General features: G+C 67.6%; 21 protein-coding genes. 13 read left to right on the top strand and 8 right to left on the bottom strand.

Annotated features, from left to right (window positions below; all coding sequences use genetic code 11):
* Window position 1: 1 nt before the first annotated feature.
* Both lpdA and DW307_RS05530 read right to left on the bottom strand, forming a co-directional pair.
* Window positions 2-1,375 (bottom strand): dihydrolipoyl dehydrogenase, encoded by a 1,374-nt coding sequence (lpdA, locus tag DW307_RS05535; RefSeq protein WP_136024248.1) that lies wholly within the window; start codon window positions 1,373-1,375, stop codon window positions 2-4.
* A 3-nt stretch (window positions 1,376-1,378) separates the two neighbouring features.
* Entirely contained in the window at window positions 1,379-2,851 is a 1,473-nt protein-coding gene (locus DW307_RS05530) for a leucyl aminopeptidase (RefSeq protein WP_136024247.1), read from the bottom strand.
* 113 nt (window positions 2,852-2,964) lie between these two features.
* On the opposite strand from DW307_RS05530, the gene DW307_RS05525 reads away from it, so the two are divergent.
* The 3 genes from DW307_RS05525 (at window position 2,965) to DW307_RS05515 (ending at window position 6,005) form a co-directional block, all read left to right on the top strand.
* Window positions 2,965-3,906 (top strand): proteasome assembly chaperone family protein, encoded by a 942-nt coding sequence (locus tag DW307_RS05525; RefSeq protein WP_136024246.1) that lies wholly within the window; start codon window positions 2,965-2,967, stop codon window positions 3,904-3,906.
* 168 nt (window positions 3,907-4,074) lie between these two features.
* Complete coding sequence (locus DW307_RS05520) at window positions 4,075-5,313, top strand: RNA polymerase sigma factor (RefSeq protein ID WP_017830477.1); 1,239 nt, start codon at window positions 4,075-4,077, stop codon at window positions 5,311-5,313.
* On the top strand, window positions 5,310-6,005 hold the full coding sequence (locus DW307_RS05515; RefSeq protein WP_021200693.1) for a coenzyme F420-0:L-glutamate ligase: 696 nt from the start codon (window positions 5,310-5,312) through the stop codon (window positions 6,003-6,005). Before DW307_RS05520 ends, DW307_RS05515 begins: the two co-directional genes overlap by 4 nt.
* Before the next feature lie 77 nt (window positions 6,006-6,082).
* Here DW307_RS05515 and DW307_RS05510 read toward each other — a convergent pair whose 3' ends face one another.
* Window positions 6,083-7,099, bottom strand: a complete 1,017-nt coding sequence (locus DW307_RS05510) for a sugar-transfer associated ATP-grasp domain-containing protein (RefSeq protein ID WP_021200692.1) — start codon at window positions 7,097-7,099, stop codon at window positions 6,083-6,085.
* A gap of 80 nt (window positions 7,100-7,179) precedes the next feature.
* On the opposite strand from DW307_RS05510, the gene DW307_RS05505 reads away from it, so the two are divergent.
* The gene (locus tag DW307_RS05505; RefSeq protein ID WP_240750515.1) at window positions 7,180-7,884 is read left to right on the top strand and encodes an alanine racemase; all 705 of its coding nucleotides are present in this window, start codon (window positions 7,180-7,182) and stop codon (window positions 7,882-7,884) included.
* A complete protein-coding gene (locus tag DW307_RS05500) occupies window positions 7,881-8,921 on the top strand; it encodes an alanine racemase (protein WP_136024245.1) in 1,041 nt (346 codons plus the stop codon). The genes DW307_RS05505 and DW307_RS05500 overlap by 4 nt, the downstream gene beginning before the upstream one ends.
* A 59-nt stretch (window positions 8,922-8,980) precedes the next feature.
* Here DW307_RS05500 and DW307_RS05495 read toward each other — a convergent pair whose 3' ends face one another.
* Window positions 8,981-9,199: a DUF7455 domain-containing protein gene (locus tag DW307_RS05495; RefSeq protein WP_021200689.1), complete on the bottom strand. Its 219-nt coding sequence runs from the start codon at window positions 9,197-9,199 to the stop codon at window positions 8,981-8,983.
* 181 nt (window positions 9,200-9,380) lie between these two features.
* Here DW307_RS05495 and DW307_RS05490 point away from each other — a divergent pair, with 181 nt between their 5' ends.
* Window positions 9,381-11,501, top strand: a complete 2,121-nt coding sequence (locus tag DW307_RS05490) for a DNA gyrase/topoisomerase IV subunit B (RefSeq protein ID WP_136024244.1) — start codon at window positions 9,381-9,383, stop codon at window positions 11,499-11,501.
* Window positions 11,502-11,584: 83 nt separating this feature from the next.
* Here the strand turns inward: DW307_RS05490 and DW307_RS05485 are convergent, their stop codons facing one another.
* Window positions 11,585-14,026, bottom strand: a complete 2,442-nt coding sequence (locus DW307_RS05485; RefSeq protein WP_136024243.1) for a DNA gyrase/topoisomerase IV subunit A — start codon at window positions 14,024-14,026, stop codon at window positions 11,585-11,587.
* A 95-nt stretch (window positions 14,027-14,121) separates the two neighbouring features.
* Between DW307_RS05485 and DW307_RS05480 the strand changes: the two genes are divergently transcribed.
* Window positions 14,122-15,192, top strand: a complete 1,071-nt coding sequence (locus DW307_RS05480; RefSeq protein ID WP_136024242.1) for an alkaline phosphatase family protein — start codon at window positions 14,122-14,124, stop codon at window positions 15,190-15,192.
* 59 nt (window positions 15,193-15,251) lie between these two features.
* Here the strand turns inward: DW307_RS05480 and sepH are convergent, their stop codons facing one another.
* Window positions 15,252-16,301, bottom strand: a complete 1,050-nt coding sequence (gene sepH, locus DW307_RS05475) for a septation protein SepH (protein WP_021200685.1) — start codon at window positions 16,299-16,301, stop codon at window positions 15,252-15,254.
* A gap of 198 nt (window positions 16,302-16,499) precedes the next feature.
* Here sepH and DW307_RS05470 point away from each other — a divergent pair, with 198 nt between their 5' ends.
* Window positions 16,500-16,793 carry a DUF4193 domain-containing protein gene (locus tag DW307_RS05470; protein ID WP_029259298.1) on the top strand — a complete coding sequence of 98 codons (294 nt, stop codon included), beginning with the start codon at window positions 16,500-16,502 and terminating at the stop codon, window positions 16,791-16,793.
* Between the two features lie 113 nt (window positions 16,794-16,906).
* Here DW307_RS05470 and DW307_RS05465 read toward each other — a convergent pair whose 3' ends face one another.
* Complete coding sequence (locus DW307_RS05465) at window positions 16,907-17,371, bottom strand: DUF3093 domain-containing protein (RefSeq protein WP_021200684.1); 465 nt, start codon at window positions 17,369-17,371, stop codon at window positions 16,907-16,909.
* 12 nt (window positions 17,372-17,383) lie between these two features.
* On the opposite strand from DW307_RS05465, the gene dut reads away from it, so the two are divergent.
* From dut to dxs, 5 genes are all read left to right on the top strand, one after another.
* Window positions 17,384-17,857, top strand: coding sequence for a dUTP diphosphatase (gene dut / locus DW307_RS05460; protein ID WP_046398983.1), 474 nt, complete (start codon window positions 17,384-17,386; stop codon window positions 17,855-17,857).
* Window positions 17,850-18,437, top strand: a complete 588-nt coding sequence (locus tag DW307_RS05455) for a DUF3710 domain-containing protein (RefSeq protein WP_136024241.1) — start codon at window positions 17,850-17,852, stop codon at window positions 18,435-18,437. The genes dut and DW307_RS05455 overlap by 8 nt, the downstream gene beginning before the upstream one ends.
* Complete coding sequence (locus tag DW307_RS05450; RefSeq protein WP_021200681.1) at window positions 18,434-19,168, top strand: DUF3159 domain-containing protein; 735 nt, start codon at window positions 18,434-18,436, stop codon at window positions 19,166-19,168. Before DW307_RS05455 ends, DW307_RS05450 begins: the two co-directional genes overlap by 4 nt.
* Before the next feature lie 153 nt (window positions 19,169-19,321).
* Window positions 19,322-22,156: an aconitate hydratase gene (locus DW307_RS05445; RefSeq protein WP_021200680.1), complete on the top strand. Its 2,835-nt coding sequence runs from the start codon at window positions 19,322-19,324 to the stop codon at window positions 22,154-22,156.
* Between the two features lie 169 nt (window positions 22,157-22,325).
* Window positions 22,326-24,266 (top strand): 1-deoxy-D-xylulose-5-phosphate synthase, encoded by a 1,941-nt coding sequence (dxs, locus tag DW307_RS05440; protein ID WP_136024240.1) that lies wholly within the window; start codon window positions 22,326-22,328, stop codon window positions 24,264-24,266.
* Between the two features lie 39 nt (window positions 24,267-24,305).
* Here the strand turns inward: dxs and DW307_RS05435 are convergent, their stop codons facing one another.
* Complete coding sequence (locus DW307_RS05435; RefSeq protein WP_240750513.1) at window positions 24,306-25,067, bottom strand: SPFH domain-containing protein; 762 nt, start codon at window positions 25,065-25,067, stop codon at window positions 24,306-24,308.
* Window positions 25,068-25,088: the final 21 nt, after the last annotated feature.

Raw genomic sequence — 25,088 nt, 5'->3', positions numbered from 1 at the left:
CTCAGAGGGCGTGCAGGGGCTTGCCGGCCAGGGCGAGGAAGGCCTCGCCGAGTGCCTCGCTCTGGGTCGGGTGTGCGTGGATCAGAGGAGCGATGTCCTCCGGGTGCGCCTCCCAGGCGACGGCGAGCTGCCCCTCGGTGATGAGCTCGCCGACACGGTCGCCGAGCAGGTGCACACCGATGACGGGGCCGTCTTTGAGGCGGACGACCTTCACGAGACCACCCGTTCCGATGATCTCGCTCTTGCCGTTCCCGGCGAGGTTGTACTCGTAGGCGATGATCGCGTCCGCGCCGTGTTCAGCAGCGGCGGCTTCCTCGGTCACTCCGACCGACGCGACCTCGGGGCTGGAATAGGTGACCTTGGGGATCTGCAGATCGGGAACGTTGACGGGGGAGAGGCCGGCGATCCGTTCGGCGACGGCGATGCCCTGCTGGAATCCGCGGTGCGCGAGCTGGAGGCCGGGGACGATGTCGCCGACGGCCCAGAGCCCCGGGACCCCGGTGCGCAGGTCTTCGTCGACGATCACGAAGCCGCGGTCCAGAGTGACACCGGCCTCTGCGAAGCCGAGGTCGGCCGTCGCCGGCCCGCGTCCGACGGCGACGAGCAGGTAGTCGGCCGTGAACTCCTTACCGTCCTCGAGCGTGACCGTGACGGACGAGTCGTCCTGCGTGGCCGTCTGGAAGCGGGTCCCGAGGGAGTACTGGATGCCACGGCGGCGGAATGCCCTCTCCAGGCCCTTGCTGAGCGCGATGTCCTCGTTCGGGACGAGGTGCGGCAGCGCTTCGATGATGGTGACCTCGGAGCCGAAGGAGCGCCAGACGCTCGCGAACTCGACGCCGATGACACCACCGCCGAGGATCAGGACGCGGTCGGGGACGACATCCAGAGCGAGCGCCTGCTCGCTGGTGAGGATCCGTCCGCCGATCTCGAGGCCGGGGAGCGATCGGCTGTACGAACCGGTCGCGAGCACGACGTCTGCACCGACGTAGATGTCATCGCCGACGCTGATGCTGCGGTCCGGATTCAGTCGACCGAGCCCGGTGACGGTGGTGATGCCGCGAGCTTTGACGAGACCTTCGAGACCCTTGAACTTCTTGGCGACGATGCCCTCGCGATACGTGCGGACGCCGACGGGGTCGATGCCTTCCAGGGACGCCGTCACACCGACCGACGCGGCATCGCGCACATGCTCGGCGACCTCGGCCGCATGCAGGAGTGCCTTGGTCGGGATGCAGCCGCGGTGCAGGCAGGTGCCGCCGACCTTGTCCTTCTCGATCAATGCGACGGACTTGCCGAGCTCACTCGCGCGCAATGCAGCGGCATAGCCGCCGCTTCCGCCGCCCAGGACGACGATGTCGAAGGTGTGGGTTGTCATATGTCATGCCTCCGTGTGGGATGCTTCGGCGAAGGCGACGATCGATCGGACCATCGCCCCTGTGGGGCCCTTCTCGGTGAAGCCGTACGGGGCGCCGGCGTGTTCGCCGGAGCCCGCGATGTCGAGGTGCACCCAGGGGATGCGCGGGGCGTCCTCGGCCTCCGACGTGCGCCCGACGAACCGGCGCAGGAACAGGCCGGCATAGGAGGCACCGCCCATCCGGTCGCCCATGTTGGCGTTCTGGAGATCGGCGATGGGGGACTCGAGCGACTCCTCCATGTACTCCGGCAGCGGCATGTGCCAGGCCGGTTCGTCGACCTGTGCGGTCGCGGAGATGAACGCGGAGACCGTCTCGACGTCGCCGAAGACACCGGTGTGCCGGTGGCCGAGCGCGGCGACGATGGCACCCGTGAGGGTCGCCACGTCGATGATGACGTCGGGATTCTCTCGGCTCGCGGCGACCAGACCGTCCGCCAGGACGAGGCGGCCCTCAGCGTCGGTGTTCTGCACCTCCACCGTGGTGCCGTCGAGGATGCGGATGACGTCGCCGGGGCGCAGAGCGCGGCCCGAGGGCATGTTGTCGGTGATGCAGAGCCAGGCCGTCACGTGGACAGGGAGCCCGAGAGTCGCGATCGCGCGGATCGCGGCGAGAGATGTCGCTGCTCCGGCCATGTCGAACTTCATGCCGACCATCGATGCGGCGGGCTTCAGCGACAGCCCGCCGGTGTCGAAGGTGATGCCCTTGCCGACCAGCGCGATGTGTCGCGATGCGTCGGCGGGGGAGTAGTCGAGGCGGACCAGGCGCGGGGGGCGGTCGGAGCCCTGCCCCACGCCGAGGATGCCCCCGAAGCCCTGATCGGCGAGGTCTTTCTCGTCGAGGATCTCGACCGTGACGTCGAGGTCGGCGACGCTGTCGGCGGCGCTCTGGGCGAGCTGGGCAGGGCTCTGCCACTCGGCGGGAACATTCACGAGGTCCTTGACGAGGGCGACGGCGTCGCCGAGGACCTGAGCATGCTCGGCGTCCTCGTCGTCGAGGGCGGCGTGCAGGGTGATCGTGGTGGCGCGAGCCTTGCCCTTCTCCGTCCGGTACCCGTCGAATTTGTGTCCGCCGAGCACCGCGCCTTCTGCTGCCGGCGCGGCGAAGGACTCCAGGCCGTCGGCGAGGGCGATGGCGACGTGCTCGAAACCGGCGAGGGTGCGCAGCGCTGTCCCGGTCGCATTGCGCACCGCAGCGGGGTCAGGCGCGTTGCCGACGCCGACGACGGCCAGCGGCAACGACGTCACCTCCGGGGCGTACACGCGCGCGAACGATCCTGCGGAGCCGGTGAAGCCGATACCGGCCAACGCATCGGCGAGGCCGGGATAACCGGCCAGTGAATCCGCCGAATCAGGGAGAGCGGCGACGACGAGCACTGCGGCATCTGCAGCGCTTCCGGGGAACTGAGCGGTGGTGTGCGAGAGCACGGGAAGCGTCATGCCTCCATCCTAGGATCTCTGTCGCAGCATGGTCGCGCGCCCTCGTGGCGCGTGTTCGCTCTCAGCATGATGCTCCGCGCCCCGGCCCCCAGCCCTGCTCGTAGCATGGACACATGCCCTTCTCCGGTGAGATCCACGAACGCGTCGCGAATGCGCCGACAGTGCCGCACGGCCTGCCCCTGGTGCTGCTTCTCACCGGTTTCACCGACGCGGGCAGCGCGGTGTCCGGCCTGATCGACCACCTGAGGGAGACCGCGTCGCCGGAAACCGTCGTGGTGTTCGACAACGATGCGCTGCTGGACTATCGCGCCCGTCGACCGGTGATCGCCTTCGACCAGGACCACCTCACCGAATTCCGGCCGCCGCGTCTCGAGCTGTCGCTTGCGACGGACGCGCTCGGTCGTCCCTTCCTGCTCCTCGCCGGGTACGAGCCCGACTTCGCGTGGAACCGCTTCGCGAGCACCGTCCTCGCCCTGGCGGCGGAGTTCGAGGTGTCGGGGCTGCACTGGGTGCATTCGATCGCCATGCCTGTTCCGCACACACGTCCGATCGGTACGACCGTCAGCGGCAACCGCCGTGAGCTCACGGTCGCGCACTCCGTCTGGCGTCCGCGCACCCAGGTGCCGGCGACCGCCGGTCACCTCCTCGAGTTCCGGTTCGTCGAGCGCGGCGACCCCGCCGTCGGATTCGTGCTCCTCGTGCCGCACTACCTCGCCGAGACCGAGAATCCAGAAGCGGTGATCGCCGCGGCAGAGAGGCTGATGGCCTCGACCGGTCTGGTGCTGATGCTGGACGCCGTTCAGGAGCGCCGCGAGGACTACCTGGCGCGCGTCGACGAGCAGGTCGCCGGGAACGATGAGCTGCAGCAGATGGTGCACAACCTCGAGGGCCGATATGACGCGTACATGGCGGGACGCAATCCCGATGACGATTCGTACGACGAGGGCGGGTTCAGTGAGCGGGACCTTCCCAGCGCCGACGAGCTCGCTGCGGAACTGGAGCGCTACCTGGCGTCGCGTCCGTCGGGCGACGAGGACAAGCCCGGTCGCAACTGACACGGATCCGCGAGAACTTCGTCGTAATGCATCCGCATCGCCACACGTGTGCGATACTAGGACTCTGACCCGTTGTCAATCAGTGTTTTCGAGCGCTGGACTTGACAAGGGTCTTACTAGTGTCCGAAATGTCCCGGGGCTACACAGCAGCTCCGTGAAAGGCGAAACGTGACTCCTGCCACGACGAAGAACACCCGGACGAAGAAGGCTGCCGAAGAGACGACCGCCGACGCTCCGGTCGAGGCCGATGCGCCCGAGAAGCCCGCGCCCCTGAGCGCGGCGAAGCGTGCTGCCGCGAAGCGCGCCCCCGTCAAGAAGAAGAAGTCCGAGGACGTCGTCGAAGAAGACGAGGCCCCCGCCGCTGCTGCGGTCGAGGACGACGAGGACGAGGACGCGAAGCCGAAGTTCACCGAGCCGCTGCCGACCGGCGCGATCGTCATCTCGTCGAACGACGATGAAGACGTTCCCGTCTACTCGACGCAGATCACCGGTGCGACTGCCGACCCTGTCAAGGACTACCTGAAGCAGATCGGAAAGGTCGCGCTCCTGAACGCGGCCGAAGAGGTCGAGCTCGCGATGCGCATCGAGGCGGGTCTGTTCGCCGAGGAGAAGTTGTCGGCGATGACCGCGGCCGAGAAGACGAGCCAGCTCGGACTCGACCTGCAGTGGGTCGCCCGCGACGGACAGCGTGCCAAGAGCCACCTGCTCGGCGCGAACCTCCGACTCGTCGTCTCGCTCGCCAAGCGCTACACGGGCCGCGGCATGCAGTTCCTGGACCTGATCCAGGAGGGCAACCTCGGCCTCATCCGCGCGGTCGAGAAGTTCGACTACACCAAGGGCTTCAAGTTCTCGACGTACGCCACGTGGTGGATCCGCCAGGCGATCACCCGTGCGATGGCCGACCAGGCCCGCACGATCCGCATCCCGGTGCACATGGTCGAGGTCATCAACAAGCTCGCGCGAGTGCAGCGTCAGATGCTGCAGGATCTCGGCCGCGAACCCACGCCGGAAGAGCTCAGCCGTGAGCTCGACATGACGCCCGAGAAGGTCGTCGAGGTGCAGAAGTACGGCCGCGAGCCGATCTCGCTGCACACGCCGCTGGGTGAAGACGGCGACAGCGAGTTCGGCGACCTGATCGAGGACACCGAGGCCGTGGTTCCGGCCGACGCGGTGGGCTTCACCATGCTGCAGCGTCAGCTGGAACAGCTGCTCGACTCGCTCTCCGAGCGCGAAGCCGGCGTGATCCGGATGCGCTTCGGCCTGGGCGACGGTCAGCCGAAGACTCTCGACCAGATCGGCGACACCTTCGGCGTGACGCGTGAGCGCATCCGTCAGATCGAGTCGAAGACCATGGCGAAGCTCCGGCACCCGAGCCGTTCGCAGTCCCTGCGGGACTACCTCGAATGAGCCAGGCGAACGACGGCAAGGCGCTCGAGGCGAGCGTCGACGGCAAGAGCTATGCGCGTATCCCGCTGCGTACCCGTGTGGTCATGCCCGAGGACGACCTCGATGCGATCATCACGGAGTACGCCAAGGACGCCGTGCAGCCGGGCGACCTGCTGTTCGTGACCGAGAAGATCGTGGCGATCACCCAGGGGCGGTCGTACCGTCTCGACGAGATCAAGCCGCGCAAGCTCGCCCTGTTCCTCTCCAAGTACGTCACCCGCACGCCGTACGGCATCGGGCTCGGCATGCCGGAGACGATGGAGATGGCGCTGCGGGAGTGCGGCACTCCGCGGATCCTGTTCGCGTCGGCCGTGGCAGCGGTAACCAAGGCGTTCGGTCGTCGTGGTGACTTCTACCGCATCGCGGGTGACAAGGCGCGGGCCATCGACGGTCCCACCAAGCACACCATCCCTCCGTACAACGAGGCTGTCGTGCTCGGACCGAAGGATCCCGACGGCGTGGCCGCGCGGCTGAAGGCACTGATCGGTGGCCAGGCAGAGGTGGCAGTGGTCGATATCAACGACCTCGGCGGCAACATCCTCGGGTCGACGCTCGACAAGGACGGCGAGCGTCGTCTGGTCAAGATCCTCGGGGACAACCCGCTCGGACAGGGGCTCGAGTCCACACCGCTCGGCATCGTCCGCGCAGTCTGACCTCTGTCATCTGATCCGCTCAGAACGATGACGAAGGCCCCGGATGCTCGGCATCCGGGGCCTTCGTCATCTCTGTCTCAGAAACCGATGACTTCGCGGTACCGAGGTTTGTGGCCCGTGCGGATACCGGTGACGCTGGGCTTGTTCTCGTAGACTCCGGCGCCCCAGTTGCCCTCGACGAGGACGGGACCGTCCGGGGAGACGACGATGTCCCAACCGACGTACTGCACCTGGGGCACGACGCGGGCGACTTCGTCGATGAACGCGCGCACCTCGTCCATGTAGGGCAGCTGGAAGTCGGCGATGCGGAAACCCGAGTCCGGGTGCGTCTCGTGCACGTGCCCGTGCGAGTCGTACCCGGCACCGACGGCATGACCGTTCTCGTCGAGCATCGTGTAGAAGCCGCCGAAGGTCATCTGATCGCTCACCGCACCGCGACCGAACTTCTGGGCCATGGCGAGGATGTGCGCCTTCTCACCATCGAAGAACGCGGTGATGCGGGTGGTGTTCACCGTGCCGGGGCACACGGCCGCAAGTGCGTCGTGCTGGCGGATCACCTCTTCGATCAGCAGCTCGCCTCGAGCGAGGAGCCCCTGGTGGAACTCGTTCCAGTCGGTGATGTCGGCGGCGTGATAGCGATGCACTCCGGTCCCGGCCTGTCCCACCGGTTCCTTCGTGACGATCGTGCCGAGTCGCTGTGTGAACTCGCGCACCGCGTCGGCGTTGCCCTGGTCGACGACCATCCATTCGCGGTGCAGGTGGTCGGAGAACTGCTTGTCGAACTCGACCTTGTCCTGGAAGATCCAGCGGTAGTCAGGGTGGTCATACCGCTGCGAGAGCTGGTTCGAGACGGGATGCGTCATGTAGGTGTCACGCTCGGCCTTCGTCAGCATCGCGAAGTCGTAGTCGATGTAGTCCTGGAACCCGACGTTGTGGCGCGCGGCCGACCAGAGCATGTCCACGACGATCGCGGGAACGGCCTTGTGATGCTGAGCGGATGCCTCCTTGGCGCGTTCCACCACCGATCCGACGTCGATGCGGCGGGCACGTCCCATCAGATAGCGGATGCGGGGCGCGAGGGAAAGACGAGACATGAGGCTCCAGGGTCGGGGTCCCCACCAGTCTACGGGGGCCGGGACGGCCGACCTGAGAGCCGGAAGCTAGGGTGGAAGACGTGTGTGAGACGACTTCCAGCGCCCTGCCGCGTGCGATGATCTCCCGTTCGGCCCTGGCCGCGGGCGCCTTTGCTGCCGTGTCTGCAGGCGGCCGAGTCGCCGATCTACGGCGTGACGCCTGGGGTCATGGTGTTCTCGCCGTCGCGCAGCTCGTGACGGCCGCAGGAGCCGAGCGAGTGCTCGTCGACGCCCGCGGAGAGGTGGAGGCGTTGCAGCTCGAGGGAATCGACGGCGCCACCACGGGTGAGCCGGACATCGACGCGACGCTCCTCTACGGTCTTCCTGATGCGACCGGACGCACGAGGACGCGACCGGTGATGCGGCTGACGGGTCGCGTCCTCTCCACCAAGGGGCTCCGGCCGGGAGACGCCGTCTCCTACGGGTACACCTACCGCGCCTCGCGTGAGACCACGGTGGCGCTGGTGACCGGTGGGTACGCCCAAGGCATCGTGCGCGCGCTCGGAAACCGTGCCGAGGTCGAGATCGACGGCGCAGCTCGCCCCATCGTCGGCCGGGTCGCCATGGACGTCTGCGTCGTCGACCTCCAAGGCGCGGATGCCGAGGCGGGCGCGGAGGTCACGTACTTCGGCGGCGAGGGTCAGGCGGGATCCGCCATCGCGCACTGGGCCGCCGTCACCGGAATGAGCCCGGCGGAACTCGTCACCGTGGCCGGTGCACATGCCGTGCGGGGGTGGGAGGCATGAGCCGTCCGGAGCTGCGCCTGAGCAGCAGCACGTTCCGGGCGAACATCGACGCGGTACGCGCCCGAGTGGCGCCGTCGACGTTGATGCTCGTGCTCAAGGACGACGCATACGGCCACGGACTCTCGTGGGCCGTCGAGTCCGCGGCCGACGCGGGCGTCACGTGGTTCGGCAGCTATGACATCCGTACTGGGTTGACCGTGCGCAGGATCGCCGGCGGCGACGCCAGGATCTTCGCGTGGGTGACGTCGACGGACGCCGAGATCGACGACGCCCTCATGCAGAGGCTCGACCTCGGGGTGGGCACGAGCGACTACCTTCGGCGGATCATCGCGCGCGCAGAGGCGCTCGGCACGTCCGCGCGCGTGCACCTGAAGATCGACACCGGCCTTCATCGCAACGGCATCCTGCCCGACGACTGGGCTGCGGCCGTCGCTGTCGCGCGCGACGCCGAGCGCGCAGGACTCCTGGAGTTCGAGGGGGTGTGGAGCCATATCGCCGAGGCGAGCGACGCGGACGACGACGTCGCACAATCGGTGTTCCTCGAAGCGGTCCGTACCGTGGCGGATTCGGGGGCGACCCCTGCCGCGCTTCACCTGACCGCGTCGGCGGCGTCCTGGTGGCGCCCCGAACTGCGCGGAACGGTCTCGCGCATCGGAGCCTTCTGTTATGGCATCCGATCCGCAGACGGACCGGAACTCGAAGGCATTCTCCCGGCTGCGAGCCTCGTCGCGCCCGTCATCAGCGTCCAGCGGGACGACGTGACCATCGGCATCGGCAGTTTCGACGGGTTCCCTTCGACACTGGCCGGAAGTCGCGTCGGCACATCTGCCGGAACGCGCACCCTCACGTCGGTGGGACATACGACGTCGACTGTCGAAGGCTGGGCAGGAGCGAGGGCGGGGGATCAGGTCGTGGTCTTCGGCGCCGGGACGCACGGAGAGACGTCGGCGACGACTCTCGCTGAGCGTATCGATACCGTGGGAGAAGAGATCCTCACCCGGCTCACATCACGTGTGCGGAGAGTCGTCGCCGATTGATTCGTGTCCGCTGACCGCAGTCGACTGACCAGGACCAGCCGACGTGCGTCAGGATTCGATCAGACCGTCTCGACGAGGCGGGCGGTCTCGTCGTGCCAGCTGGTGGCGATGCTGCGGAGCTTCTCTTCGTACTTGCGGCCGTGGTGGGCGCAGAACAGGAGCTCGGATCCGTTGACCTCAGCGGCGATGTACGCCTGAGCGCCGCATGAATCACAGCGATCCATGGCGGTCAGGCGGAACTCGACGGTGGAGGTGTCACGTTCGGTCGTTGCGTTCATCTCGGTGCCTCCTCGGGTGTCGGCTTCGCTGGGGGATTTGGTCAATACAACCACGCCCCACCTGTGCGCATGCCCGGTTTGCGGCGTGTTTCGCTCAGCGCGTACGCGACCCCCGTCGAGTGGCCCTCCGCGGGGAGTGTCTGCGGAGCCGGAACGACTCGCGAGATTAGACTCGGAGATTGTGAATGCCGAGTACTCCGCCCATCATCTCCAGGTGCTTGAAGGCCTCGAGGCCGTCCGCAAGCGCCCAGGGATGTACATCGGGTCGAACGGGTCGCCCGGACTCATGCACTGCCTCTGGGAGATCATCGACAACTCCGTCGACGAGGCGGTGGCCGGCAACGGCACGAAGATCGACATCATCCTCCATGCCGACGGCAGTGTCGAGGTCCACGACCGTGGCCGCGGCATCCCGGTGGACGTCGAACCGCGCACCGGTCTGACCGGCGTCGAGGTGGTCTACACCAAACTGCACGCCGGTGGGAAGTTCGGCGGCGGGTCGTACGCGGCATCCGGCGGTCTGCATGGTGTCGGCGCCTCCGTGGTGAACGCGCTCTCCGAGCGCCTGGACGTCGAGGTCGATCGCGGCGGCAAGACCTACGCCATGTCGTTCCATCGTGGCGAACCGGGGGTCTTCGCAGACTCCGGAGAGAAGCGTCCCGACGCGCCGTTCACTCCCTTCCAGGAGAAGAGCGAGCTCCGCGTCATCGGCAAGGCGCCCCGCGGCGTGACCGGTACGCGGGTTCGCTACTGGGCCGATCGGCAGATCTTCACCAAGGACGCGGCCTTCCAGCTCTCCGAGCTCGAGACCCGCGCCCGACAGACGGCGTTCCTCGTCCCGGGCCTCGAGATCGAGGTCGCCGACAAGCGGACGAATCGTCCGGATGCTCCCGAGCTCGGCTCCGAGGACGCGGATGCCACCGGGACGGTGACGTCCTACCTCTATGAGGGCGGGATCTCGGAGTTCGTCGACTACCTCGCGGTCGATCCGCCGGTGACCGACAACTGGCGCATCCAGGGGGAGGGGACGTTCAAGGAGACCGTTCCCGTTCTGCAGGCCGACGGGCACATGGTCGCCACCGAGGTGGAGCGCGTGTGCGCCGTCGACATCGCGCTGCGGTGGGGCACCGGTTACGACACGCGCGTGCGGTCGTTCGTCAACATCATCGCGACGCCCAAGGGCGGAACCCATCAGCAGGGCTTCGAGCAAGAACTCCTCAAGGTTCTCCGCACCCAGGTCGAGCAGAACGCGCGTCGCCTCAAGGTCGGCAACGACAAGCTCGAGAAGGACGACGTCCTCGCGGGTCTCACAGCGGTGCTCACGGTGAACGTGCCCGAGCCGCAGTTCGAGGGGCAGACGAAGGAGATCCTCGGCACTCCGGCCGTCCGGCAGATCGTCGCTCAGGTGATCCGCAAGGACCTGGCCCAGCGATTCAGCTCGACCAAGCGCGACGACAAGAACCAGGCGTCGCAGCTGCTCGACAAGATCGTCTCGGAGATGAAGGCGCGCGTGTCGGCACGTGCGCACAAGGAGACGCAGCGCCGCAAGAACGCACTGGAGTCGTCGACCCTTCCGACGAAGCTCGTCGACTGCCGCACGAACGATGTCGAACGCAGCGAGCTCTTCATCGTCGAGGGAGACTCGGCGCTCGGCACCGCCAAGAACGCGCGCAACAGCGAGTTCCAGGCGCTGCTGCCGATTCGGGGAAAGATCCTCAACGTGCAGAAGGCGTCGGTCGGCGACATGTTGTCGAATGCGGAGTGCGCGTCGATCATCCAGGTGATCGGTGCAGGCTCCGGCCGGACCTTCGACATCGATGCGGCTCGCTACGGCAAGATCATCCTGATGAGCGATGCCGATGTCGACGGCGCCCACATCCGCACCCTCCTGCTCACCCTGTTCTTCCGCTACATGCAACCGCTGATCGAGCACGGCCGCGTGTTCGCCGCCGTCCCGCCGCTGCACAGGATCATCGTGATGAACCCGGGCTCGAAGCCGAACGAGACGATCTACACCTACAGCGAGCAGGAGATGCACACGCTGCTGGCGAAGCTCCGCAAGGCGGGCAAGCGCTGGCACGAGCCGATCCAGCGGTACAAGGGCTTGGGTGAGATGGACGCAGAACAGCTGGCGAACACCACGATGGACCGTTCAGGACGGCTGCTGCGTCGCGTGCGCATGGAGGATGCGGAGGCCGCGGGCCGCGTGTTCGAGCTCCTGATGGGCAACGAGGTCGCCCCGCGCCGCGAGTTCATCATCGACTCCTCCGACCGGCTGTCGCGCGAGTCGATCGACGCCTGAGCCCCGGAGACACGGAAGAAGCCGGCACGGGTCATCCCATGCCGGCTTCTTCGCTGCAGGCGGTCACCCCGCCTGCGGAGCACTCAGACCAGGGTGCGGCCGATGCTGCCGATCACGCCTTCTACGGGCTGTCCGGAGGCATCGCGACGTGCGCCGGTCTCGGGAAGCTTGCGCACGGCACCGGTCGGATCGACCGCCAGCGGTGGCTGGGGCCCGACCCACGCGACCGTGAGGCGATCCTCACCCTTCAGGAATGCGTGCGCGCGCACGCCGCCCGTGGCGCGACCCTTGGCCGGGTACTCGGTGAACGACGAGACCTTCGCGCGCCCCGGCTCCGTGCCGGGAAGTGCGCTGTCGCCTCCGGAGACGGTGGCGACGACCGACTCGGTGGCGGGATCGACGACACCGAAGAAGAGGACCGATGCCCCGGAGCTGAGCTTGAGGCCGGCCATGCCGCCGGCCGGCGCTCCCTGCGGGCGCACGGCGGAGGCCGAGAAGTGCAGCAGTTGCGCGTCGGTCGTGACGAACACCAGTTCGGCGTCGTCCGGCGCCTCGGCCGCGCCCACCACCGTGTCGCCCTGCTTCAGGCCGATGACCTCGAGGTCGGGCCGCACGGGAAGCGCTGACGGGACGATGCGCTTGACCGTTCCCTGGGCGGTCCCGAGGGCGATCGGCGTATCGCTGTCGAACCGCACGAAACCGAGCACCCGCTCGCCCTTCGTCGTGATCCCGAGATAGTCGCGCAACGGCGTGCCGGCAGCGAGCTGAACCGAGGTGGCAGGCACGGAAGGCAGGTCGACGGGGGAGAAGCGGACGACGCGTCCGAGGTTCGTGAGCGCTCCGAGCTCGGCCCTGACCGTGGTCTCGACCGTGGTCAGGATCGCGTCGTGCTTGCTGCGACGTGCCGGGGCGGTGAGCTCCTGTCCTTCGCCGAGGTCGACTCGGACCGTGCGCCCGGTGGTCGAGAGGATGAGCGCCGTGGGGGCGTCGGCGATCTGCAGGTCGACCGCGCCCTTGGTGGCGCGGGGCTTGGGCGGTGCGGCGTTCATGAGCAGCGTGCGCCGGGGCGTGCCGTACGCGTCGGCCGCGGCATCGAGTTCCTTCGCGACCGCGGCGCGCAGCAGCACGGGGCTCCCCAGCAGCTCGCGGAGGGCGGCGATCTCGGCCAGCAACGCGTCTCGTTCGGTCTCGAGCTCGATGCGGGAGAACTTCGTCAGACGGCGCAGACGCAGTTCGAGGATGTACTCCGCCTGCAGCTCGCTCAGATCGAAGACCGAGCGCAGGCGGGTGCGGGCCTGCTCCGAGTCGTCGGATGAGCGGATGACCTGGATGACCTCGTCGATGTCGAGGATCGCGATGAGCAGCCCCTCGACGAGGTGCAGACGCTCCTCGCGCCGCTTCAGGCGGTAGCGGCTGCGCCGGGTGATGACCTCGAGGCGGTGGCCCACGTAGACGCTCAGCATCTCCTTGAGCCCGAGCGTGCGCGGCTGGCCTTCGACCAGAGCGACGTTGTTGATGCTGAACGAGTCTTCCAGCGGCGTCAGACGGTAGAGCTGCTCGAGGACGGCGTTCGGGTCGAAGCCCGTCTTGATGCCGATCGCGACGCGGAGTCCGTGGTTGCGGTCGGTGAGGTCGGTGACGTCGCTGATGCCCTGCAGCTTCTTCGACTGCACGGCGTCGCGGATCTTCTCCAGCAGACGCTCGGGGCCGACCATGTACGGCAGCTCCGACACGATGATGCCGGTGCGTCGAGGGCCGAGGGGCTCGATCGAGGTCTTCCCTCGGACCTTGAGCGCGCCGCGTCCGTTCGTGTAGGCGTCTTTGACCCCGTCCAGTCCCATCAGGATCCCGCCCGACGGGAAGTCCGGACCGGGAACGAACTCCATCAGGTCCTCGGTGGTCGCGTCCGGGTTCTCCAGGAGATGCGTGGCGGCCGCGACGACCTCGATCAGGTTGTGCGGCGCCATGTTGGTCGCCATGCCGACCGCGATGCCGCTCGCTCCGTTGACCAGGAGGTTCGGGAAAGCAGCGGGCAGGACAGCCGGCTGTTGGAACTGGCCGTCGTAGTTCGGGATGAAATCGACGACGTCCTCGTCGAGGTTCTCGGTGAGCGCGAGGGCGGCGGCGGCGAGCCGTGCCTCCGTGTATCGAGCCGCGGCCGGACCGTCGTCGAGGGAGCCGAAGTTGCCGTGTCCGTCGACCAGAGGGACGCGCAGCGCCCACTCCTGCGCGAGGCGCACCAGCGCGTCGTAGATCGCGGAGTCGCCGTGGGGGTGGAGCTTTCCCATGACCTCGCCGACCACGCGGGCGCTCTTGACATGACCGCGGTCGGGGCGAAGGCCCATCTCGGCCATCTGGTACAGGATGCGGCGTTGCACCGGCTTCAGACCATCGCGCGCATCGGGGAGCGCGCGCGAGTAGATCACCGAGTATGCGTACTCGAGGAACGAGCCCTGCATCTCGGTGGAGAGGTCGATGTCCTGGATGCGCTCCTCGACAGGCTCGGGCGGCGGGGTTTTCGGCATGGACTTCCTGAAGGCATACGGGAGCCTGTGTCAGACTGGCTCGGATGTCCTTCATGCTACCGTCCGCGTCGCCTAGTGCCCGGAGTGTCGTCGGGGTGGCGGACGACCTGCTCGCCGCCCTCCGCGGCGAATCGGCGCTGTTGCCGCGCGCAGACTCGGCCGTGCTCGTCGTGATCGACGGGCTCGGAGCGATCAGTCTGCGGGCACACGCCGGTCACGCACGTGCGTTGACGGCGGGGATGGCGAAGAAGGATGTCGCGCAGTCGGTCTTCCCCTCCACCACCGCGGCAGCGCTGACCAGCATCGTCACCGGTGTCTGGCCGGGGGAGCACGGCCTCGTCGGCTACCGAGTGCTCGATCCGACCCGCGACGTGCTCGTCAACCAGCTCAGCGGCTGGGAGACCGACGGGATCGACCCGTATACGTGGCAGGCGGCTCCCACGATCTTCGAGCGCGCCGGTGGTGCCGGCCACGAGAGTTTCGCCGTGGGGTTCGCCGGATACGCGCACAGCGGCTTCACCAAAGCCACGCTCCGAGGTGCCGAGTTCGTCGCAGCCACCACAGCGGCGTCGCGTATCGAAGCCGCCTATGCGCTCGCTCAGTCCCATCCGGGCTCGCTCGTCTACTGCTACCTTCCAGAGGTCGACAAGGCCGGCCACAAGTACGGCATCGCCTCGTCCGAATGGGTCGCGGCGCTCGAGGACGTCGATGCCGCTCTTTCCGCACGGGTGCCCCCGGGCGTCGGGGTCGTGGTCACGTCGGATCATGGGATGGTCGATGTGGCGCCGAACCGACAGATCGTGCTCGAAGCGGACCACCTCGAAGGCGTCCGACACGTGGGTGGTGAACCGCGGATGCTGCACGCCTATCTGGAGCCCGATGCGGATGGCGTCTCGCTGGTATCGCGCTGGCGTGCGGATCTCGAGGGGGTCGCCGATGTCGTCACCCGCGAGGAGGCCGTGCGTGCGGGCCTCTTCGGACCCACGGTCTCCGAGGCGGCCTCGCCTCGGATCGGTGACGTGCTCGCGATCGCGCGTGGGTCGTGGGCGGTCTATGACGGCACGGCTGCGGACCAGCGCGGTCGCGGAATGGTCGGCCAGCACGGTGCACTCACACCGGAGGAGCGGCAGGTCCCCGTCGTCAGGCTCGGCGCTTTCGCTCGCTGACGACGATCGCCCGGTATGCTCTCCGGCACGACTTCCCGGCGAGCACTCTCAGGCCGGTCTCACTCGTCCGTTCGTGCGCCGAAGACGATCTCGTCCCAGGAGGGCATGGCGTTGCGACGACGTCTCCGGCCTGTGGATTCGCCGGAATCCGAGTTGGTCGTCTGAGGCGCGGGCTGCGGAGACTGCGGCTCGTCGTCCGGCTGCTCCAGGACCTCGAAGAGTGAGATCGGGCTCTGATCGGCCCGATCTGCGTCCGTGGGCTCATCCAGCAGCGGCGCGGTCTCGCGCTGGCCGCGACGACGGCGGAGAGCTTCGAGAAGGTCTGCGGTCTCGGGGCTCGTCGTCTGTGATGCCGGTGCGCGCTTGATCGCCGCGTCCTGTGCGGCCGCGTCGGAACGCTCGGGAAGGGAGGGATCCTCGATCTCGGCGTCGGGAGCAGGGAGCAGACGGGGGCCGAATGCGCCGGAGTCGAAGCGGCTCTCGTCCTTGTACGGAGAGGTGATCCGTTCTGCGTCCACGGCCCGCAGGCGGGGGATGAGTCCCTCGGGCAGCGAGCCCTGGCGGGACAGCTGCGTGGCGTCCGCATTGAGCGGCGAGAGGGCGCTGCGGCGGGGATCGAAGCTCCAGCGGGCGTCGTGCTCGACGTCGTTGGCGGTGAATTCGAGCTTGATGGTCCAGCCCGAGTCCTCCTTCCAGCTCGCCCAACGCTCCGACGTCGCTTCGACCTCCGCGAGCTTGGCGCGGACGGCAACTCCGAAGGTGGGCTGCGCGTCGGGCTCGACCTCGCTGCCGATGAGAACGGGAACAGCGAGGGCCTGGCCGATGACGTGCTCGCGTTCGGCCAGGACGGGGCCTTCGAAACGGGCGACGTCGTCGACGCTGATACCCAGGAGCTCGGCAACCTCCGGAGCCGTGAGACCGGCTCGGATCTGCGCCTGGATATCACGCGGACTCGCGGCGAGCTTCTGTGCCGTCGGCTCACTCTGACGCGTGGCGCGACGGATCTCGCGCTGCAGCATGTCGTCGATGGGCAGCGCGAACCGCTCGCCCGACTCGGTCGCGAGTACGAGGACTCCTGCTTCTGTGCCGACGATGGTGACGTTTTCCATGCGAATGCCCCTCTGATGGGTGTCTCATCATGGTGTCACGCATGGGGCATCCGGGCCGGGAATACCCTGGGCGTGCCGTGAGTTTGTTCAGGCGAACGGGCGAGCATTTGCGTTATGTCGTCCGGTCGTGCAAACTATGGCCGCCGAATACCCGACGGCGCACCACCCACTCGCACCATGAAAGTGGAGATCTACCGCATGGCAACCGATTACGACGCCCCCCGAAAGAGCGAAGACGACTCCGAGTCGATCGAAGCCCTGAAGGAGCGTGTGCCGGACAAGCTCTCCGGCTCAAGCGGGGACGAAGACTCCGACAACCCGTCGAGCTTCGACCTTCCGGGTGCCGACCTCTCCGATCTCGAGCTCGACGTCGTCGTGCTGCCCGCGCAGCAGGACGAGTTCACGTGCATGAGCTGCTTCCTCGTGAAGCACCGTTCACAGCTCGACCACGAGGGCGCATCCGGGCCCATCTGCAAGGAGTGCGCTGCGTAAGCAGTCCTCCGAGCGACGTATCACGCGCCCCCGACCACTCCGGTCAGGGGCGCGCTGTCGTATGCGGGTGCCTCTCGGCTCCGCACCTCAGCTCTGCCTCTTCGTGCCGCGTCTCAGCTCTGCGCAGCGCGGATCGCCGCTGCCAGTCGATCCGGCGTGCGTGTCGAGACGGTCCACGTGTCGACGGGGTCGTCCGGGTCGAGATTCGGGACGACGACGATTCCGTCGATGCCGCCGCGGATCAGGTGCCACCCGCGCGCCGGGAGCCCGGGGCCGCGAGCCTGCCGGGCGTCGTCGCCGGTCAGGGCCACCGGCTCGCCGAGATGCTTCGTGTCGATGTGCGCGCGGCCGGCGCGCAGCACCGTGCCGATGACGGAGACGACAGGGGTGGCCGCGATGAAGCCCAGCACCAGGAGGGCCGATACGGCGGCGCCGAGGACCAGTGCGACTGTCGAGCCGATCGGCACGAAGACGAGCGACACCATGGGGCCGGCGACCGCGACGGTCACGAGCAGCCAGAGGCTCGGCGAGAGTCTTTCGCGGTAGCGGGGACGTGCGTCTGTGGCGGGGTTCTGCATTAGCCTCATGGGGTGACCGATTCCGTTGATGTCCCCATTATCGCTGCAGTGGTGCCCGGGTATGCGCATCCGGGCGATGCCGGTGCCGATCTGGTCGCGGCGGAGGCCGTGCACCTCGAGCCGGGGGAGCGTGCACTGGTGCCGACGGGCGTCAGCATTGCGCTGCCCGACGGGTACGCCGCTTTCGTGGTTCCGCGCAGCGGACTGGCCGCGAAGCACGGGATCTCGATCGTGAACTCGCCGGGGACGGTGGATGCCGGGTATCGCGGCGAGATCAAGGTGAGCCTGATCAACACGGATACCCAGAGCGCGTACGATGTGGCGGTCGGCGATCGTATCGCGCAGCTGATCATCATGCCGGTCACGCGCGCCACGTTCATCCCGGTCGACGAGCTGCCGGACAGCGTCCGCGGTGCCGGTGGGTTCGGTTCCACCGGATACCAGGCAGCGACCCACCAGAACGAAGCAGGACAGGCCAATGACTGACAACAACGAGACCCCTTCGAAGTCGACACCGCTGAATCGTGCCACCGACGGTCCCTTCGACGATTCCGAGGCGAACCCGGTCCGCCCCTACATCGACCTCGGCGGCATCAAGATCCTGCCGCGCGAAGGTCTGAACCTGCGCCTCGAGGTCGAGGAGCAGTCGAAGCGCATCGTGGCGGTCGGCCTCGATTACGCGGACTCCTCGCTGCAGGTGCAGCCCTTCGCCGCACCGCGCACCGGAGGACTGTGGGACGAGACCCGCGTACAGCTCCGCGACCAGGTCAAGGCGCAGGGCGGCCGCGTGGAAGAGCGCGAAGGCCCGCTGGGCAAGGAGCTCCTCGCCGAGGTCCCCGCCACGGCGGCGGAGGGATCCGGTCTGCGCCTCGCGCGCTTCATCGGCATCGACGGCCCGCGCTGGTTCCTCCGCGGCGTGATCGGCGGCGCCGGCGCCTCGGACCCCGAAGCGGCGGAGAAGGTCGAAGACCTCTTCCGGTCGATCGTGGTCGTCCGCGGCGGGTCTCCGATGCCGCCGCGCGACCTGATCCCGCTCAAGATGCCGGCGACCCCTGGTTCCGCGTGAGCACTCCCGAGCCCGACGCCGAACGGGAGAAGAGCACCTCCGAGATCCTCGGGGAGGCCCTCGGAGGAGTCGCGCGTCGTGCCGGGCTCGACCCGTCGGAGAGTGCGGCCACCCACACGGTCGTGTGGACCGCCATGGGCGGGTGGCGGGGCATCCTCGAGTCGGTGCTGCCCAGCCTCGCGTTCGTGATCATTTTCACGATCCGCCCCGAGCCGCTGATCCTCTCGCTCGGCATCTCGGTCGGTCTCGCAGCCGTCTTCACGATCGTCCGACTCGTGCAGAAGTCGCCGCCCTCGGCCGCCCTCGGCGGTCTCATCGCCGCGGTCGCCGCGGCAGCGCTGGCTCTGTGGACCGGACGCGGCGCCGACAACTTCGTCCCGGGGCTCATCACCAACGCGGTCTACGGCTCGGTCATCCTGGTGTCGGCACTGATCGGCTGGTCGCTGATCGGCCTCGCCGTCGGATTCCTGATGGGGGAGGGCACCACCTGGCGGAACGATCGCCGCAAACGACGTGCCTACTTCTGGCTGGGGATCGCCTGGGCCGCGCTGTTCTTCACCCGGCTGGCTGTGCAGCTGCCCCTTTATCTGGCCGGTGACGTCACGGCGCTGGGCACGCTCAAACTCATCATGGGGCTGCCGCTGTTCGCCCCGCTGATCGCCGTCACGTGGCTCGTGGTCCGCGCGTTGCACCCGCGCGAGCCCGCGCGCGAGGATGCCCCCGAGGCGTGATAGATTTATCTTGACATCAAGATAAATCGCAGGCTTTCGCCGGTGAGCTGCGCGGAGCAGACTGGTTAGGTCCGCCTTGCTAGCCGCAGGGGCTCGCTGGCGAGCAAGATGGAGGCGCCTGTCGCTCCCATCCGAATAGAAGGAGACGGATTCGTGTCCACGGTGAACAGCTTCGGTGCCAAGAGCACCCTGACAGTCGGCAGCACCGACTATGAGATCTTCCGCATCGACACGGTGCCGGGTTTCGAGAAGCTTCCCTTCAGTCTCAAGGTCCTCCTGGAGAACCTGCTTCGCACCGAAGACGGCGCGAATGTGACGAAGGCGCAGATCGAGGCGCTGGGTTCGTGGGATGCCGCGGCCGAGCCGAACACCGAGATCCAGTTCACGCCGGCCCGTGTGGTCATGCAGGACTTCACCGGTGTGCCGTGCATCGTCGACCTCGCCACCATGCGCGAGGCCGTGACGGCACTCGGCGGTGACGCGAACAAGATCAACCCGCTCTCGCCCGCCGAGATGGTCATCGACCACTCGGTGATCGCCGACCTGTTCGGCTCGGAGAACGCCCTCGAGCGCAACGTCGAGATCGAGTACGAGCGCAACGGCGAGCGTTATCAGTTCCTGCGTTGGGGTCAGACCGCGTTCAGCGACTTCAAGGTCGTCCCGCCGGGAACCGGCATCGTCCACCAGGTGAACATCGAGCACCTGGCCAAGGTCATCTACGACCGCAACGTCGACGGTGTGCTCCGCGCATACCCCGACACCTGCGTCGGCACCGACTCGCACACCACCATGGTCAACGGCCTCGGCGTGCTGGGCTGGGGCGTCGGCGGCATCGAGGCCGAGGCTGCCATGCTCGGCCAGCCCGTGTCGATGCTCATCCCGCGCGTCGTGGGCTTCAAGCTCTCCGGCGAGATCCCCGCCGGCGTGACCGCGACCGACGTGGTGCTCACGATCACCGACCTGCTGCGCAAGCACGGTGTGGTCGGCAAGTTCGTCGAGTTCTACGGCGAGGGCGTCGCGTCGGTGCCGCTCGCCAACCGCGCGACCATCGGCAACATGTCGCCGGAGTTCGGCTCCACCGCCGCCATCTTCCCGATCGACGACGTGACGCTCGACTACCTGCGACTCACCGGCCGCAGCGAAGAGGCCGTCGCACTGGTCGAGGCATACGCCAAGGAGCAGAAGCTCTGGCACGACGCCGCGCACGAGCCCACGTTCAGCGAGTACCTCGAGCTCGACCTCGGCACCGTCGTGCCGTCTATCGCCGGCCCGAAGCGCCCGCAGGACCGCATCCTGCTCTCCGAGGCGAAGTCGCAGTTCGAGCAGGACATCCTGAGCTACGCGACGGCATCGACCTCGGACTCGATCGTCGACCTCGAATCGAAGCACTCCTTCCCGGCCTCCGACCCCGGACAAGCACCCGGCGACGAAGAGCCCACCACGCGTCCGGTGCACATCAACAGCGGCGCACCGGCGAACGCCTCGAAGCCCGTGCCGGTCACGACGCCGTCGGGGGAGAAGTACATCCTCGACAACGGTGCCGTCACCCTCGCGGCCATCACCTCGTGCACCAACACGTCGAACCCGTCGGTGATGATCGCCGCCGGTCTCGTCGCACGCAAGGCTCTCGAGAAGGGTCTGAAGCAGAAGCCGTGGGTCAAGACCACGCTCGGCCCGGGGTCGAAGGTCGTCACCGACTACTACGAGAAGTCCGGACTCGACAAGGACCTCGAGGGCCTCGGGTTCTATACCGTCGGCTACGGCTGCACCATCTGCATCGGCAACTCGGGCCCGCTGATCGAAGAGGTCTCCGAAGCGATCAACTCGCACGACCTCGCCGTCACCGCGGTCCTCTCCGGAAACCGCAACTTCGAGGGTCGCATCAGCCCCGACGTGAAGATGAACTACCTCGCCAGCCCGCCGCTGGTCATCGCGTACGCGCTGGCCGGGTCGATGCACTTCGACTTCGAGAACGACGCGCTCGGCAAGGGCACCGACGGCGAAGACGTCTTCCTGAAGGACATCTGGCCGACCCCGGCCGAGGTGCAGGAACTCGTCGACTCCTCGATCTCGCGCGAGCAGTTCATCAAGCAGTACGCGACGGTCTTCGACGGTGACGAGCGCTGGCGCAGCCTGCCCACTCCGGACGACGCGATCTTCCAGTGGGACGAGAACTCCACGTACGTGCGCAAGGCGCCGTACTTCGAGGGCATGACGATGGAGCTCACCCCGGTGAAGGACATCGAGGGTGCGCGCGTGATGGCGACGCTCGGCGACTCGGTCACCACCGACCACATCTCGCCCGCCGGGAACATCAAGGCCGGAACGCCCGCGGCGCAGTACCTCACGGAGCACGGCGTGGACCGCAAGGACTTCAACTCCTTCGGCTCGCGTCGCGGCAACCACGAGGTCATGATCCGCGGAACCTTCGCGAACATCCGTCTGAAGAACGCGATGGTCGCTGCCGTGAACGACGGACAGGTCGTCGAGGGTGGCTTCACCCGCGACTTCACGCAGCCCGGTGGCCCGCAGTCGTACATCTACGACGCGAGCATGAACTATCAGGAGCAGGGCACGCCGCTCGTCATCTTCGGTGGCAAGGAGTACGGCTCGGGTTCGTCGCGTGACTGGGCGGCCAAGGGCACGAGCCTGCTGGGCGTCAAGGCGGTCATCACCGAGAGCTTCGAGCGCATCCACCGCTCGAACCTGATCGGCATGGGTGTCGTCCCGCTGCAGTTCCCCGCCGGCGAGAGCTGGGAATCGCTGGGCCTCGACGGCACCGAGATCGTCTCGATCTCGGGTCTGGAAGAGCTCAACAACGGTGTCACGCCCAAGACGGTCAAGGTCACGGCCACCCCGAGCGAGAACTCGCCCGAGGGCAAGCAGCCGGTGGAGTTCGATGCTGTCGTCCGCATCGACACCCCCGGTGAAGCTGACTACTACCGCAACGGCGGCATCCTGCAGTACGTGCTGCGTTCGCTGGTCTGATCGCACGAGACGAAGGGGCTCGGGTCTGCGGACCGGGGCCCCTTCGTCGTGCCGACCCTTCCTGTCAAGGGGGTCCGATTCGCCGTGCTCTCCGAGTCCGGCGGGGTAGGATCGAGGGGCGCTCGCACCGTCGTCGGGCGCTTCTGACGGAGCCTGTGAGGAGGTGCAGATGCCCATTCTTCCGAGCATCTCTGGACCCCGTGATCTCGATGCACTCTCGACCGACCAGTTGACCGAGCTCGCTGCGGAGATCCGCACGTTCCTGGTCGAGAACGTGTCCAGGACGGGCGGCCACCTCGGCCCCAACCTCGGCGTCGTCGAACTCACGATCGCTCTCCATCGAGTGTTCTCCTCCCCGGACGACCCCTTCATCTTCGACACCGGACACCAGTCCTACGTGCACAAGCTCCTCACCGGGCGCCAGGACTTCTCGGCGCTGCGCGTGCGCGGTGGTCTCGCCGGGTACCCGCAGCGGGGCGAGAGCGCCCATGATGTGGTGGAGTCGTCGCACGCGTCCAGCTCGCTCAGCTGGGCGGACGGCATCTCCCGGGCCTTGACGGCCACCGGTCGTGCCGACCGGCACGTGGTCGCGGTCGTCGGCGACGGCGCGCTGACCGGCGGCATGACCTGGGAGGCGTTGAACAACATCTCCGATGACAACGACCGCAACCTGGTCATCGTCGTCAACGACAACGGACGCTCCTACGCGCCGACGATCGGCGGCATGTCGCGGTACCTCAACCGCGTGCGCACGGCAGCAGCCTACAAGGACCTCCACCAGCGGTCCGATCGCCTGTTCCGCGCTTTCGGGCCCGTGGGACGTGCGGTGTTCCGCGGCGTCCGGGGAGGCACGCACGGCTTCCTGTCGAGGTTCACCAACAACGAGGCGCTGTACTCCAACCTCGACATCAAGTACCTCGGTCCGGTCGACGGCCACGATCTTCCCGCGCTCCTCGAGACTCTGGAGTTGGCGAAGTCGTACGGTGCGCCCGTCATCGTCCACACCATCACCGAGAAGGGCCGTGGCTACCAGCCGGCCCGCGACGACGAAGCAGATCAGTTCCACGCCGTCGGCAAGATCGACCCCACGACCGGGGAGACCCTGTCGTCCGGTGGGCGTGGGTGGACCGATGTGTTCTCCGACGCGTTGGTGGCCGTCGGCGAGCAGCGCGACGGCGTGATCGCGATGACGGCTGCGATGCTGCGCCCCACCGGCCTCGCGCCGTTCGCCGAACGCTTCCCCGATCGCGTCTATGACGTGGGCATCGCAGAACAGCACGCGGTGGCGTCAGCGGCTGGTCTGGCCTACGGGGGCTTGCACCCCGTCGTCGCCCTGTACGCCACGTTCATGGGACGCGCCTTCGACCAAGTGCTGATGGACGTGGCTCTGCACCGTGCCGGCGTCACCTTCGTCCTCGATCGAGCGGGCGTCACCGGTCCCGACGGTCCCAGCCACCACGGCATGTGGGATCTCGCGATGCTGCAGATCGTCCCGCACATCCGCATCGCCGCGCCGCGTGATGGGGCGCGGCTGACGGAAGCCCTCGGTGAGGCCGTCGACGTCGAAGACGCTCCGACGGTCATCCGCTTCCCGAAGGGCGAGGTCGCCGCCGATCTTCCCGCGATCGAACGCCTGAGCGACGGCGTCGATGTGCTCGCCCGCGGCGAATCCGAAGACGTCCTGATCGTCGCCATCGGACCATTCGCCGAACTCGCTCTCGATGTCGCGGACCGCCTTCGAGCGCAGGGGATCGGCGCGACGGTCATCGACCCGCGCTGGGCTATTCCGGTGCAGCCGTCGATCGTGGAACTCGCCGCCCATCACCGCCTCGTGATCACCCTCGAAGACGGCATCCGGGTCGGAGGCATCGGCACCCGTGTACGTCAGGTCCTTCGCGAGGCGGGCATCGACACCGCGGTGGATGAGCTGGGTCTTCCCGACGAGTTCATCGACCACGCATCGCGTGATCAGATCCTCGTCGACGCCGGCCTCACGGCGCCGAAGATCGCACAGGACATCGTGTCGCAGGTGCTCGGGACGCGAATCCCGAAGGCGCGTCACGCGGGAGAGACAGGAACCATCGATCTTCCGCTGCACGAACGGCACTGACGCTCGCTCCGACCTTTCGGAATCCCCTGCGCGCAGACGTCAGTTCAGAGCGTGCAACGCGGCGACGGCCTGTGCTCCGCGATCGACGTCTCGGAGCGCGGTCGACAGCAGGTAACCGTCGGTGAGGGCGTCGCCGGTGACCATGACCCGCACCAGCTCGACGCCGCAGGCGCGACGCACCTCCGCGGCGCTGGCCGCGATCACTCGGGTGTTGATCTCGTCGTTGTGCGGCAGCTCCGCTCCCTCGAGACCACGGATCACGTCCCTCAGCGCGGCGCCGACGATGTTCGAGGCTCGCTCCTTGACGTTCACGACGTCGAGCTCGAACACCCGAAGATCGCTTCCCTTCGGTATCGGACGCCACTCGAACGAGGCATGCACGCGGTGCTGGTGTTCGCTCGCGCCGCTCATCTCTCGCGCGGGCAGATCGGTCGCACGGCAACGGACGTCGATGAGCTTGTACCAGTAGAACAGCGGGAATGCTCCGTGCGAGCCCGGGTCCAGAACGACGACTTCTCCGACAGCCCCGCCGCGGTTCCGCGGACGACGCTGCGGGCGGTTGCGGATGATCGGCTTGCCGTTGCGCGTCCGGATCGCCGCCCACCCCTCGTCGACGGTGACGATGAAGAGCTTGAGGAGGGCGGGGAGGACCAGAAGGGTGGTGAGGATCGCCGTTCCGGTCTTCAGCAGACCCGACATCCCCTTGCTGCCCAGCATCGTGAAGAGCATGTCCATGTCACCACTGTGCAGGGTCGCCGGGTGCTGTGTCGCCTTCGAGACGGGTCGGGCGGGGGAGTTCATGCGCTGTTCCGCGCACGTTAC

Origin of the sequence: Microbacterium sp. K27 (assembly GCF_004794435.1) — a bacterium.
GTDB lineage: Bacteria > Actinomycetota > Actinomycetes > Actinomycetales > Microbacteriaceae > Microbacterium > Microbacterium maritypicum_A.
This window is presented reverse-complemented; position numbering and strand designations above follow the sequence as displayed.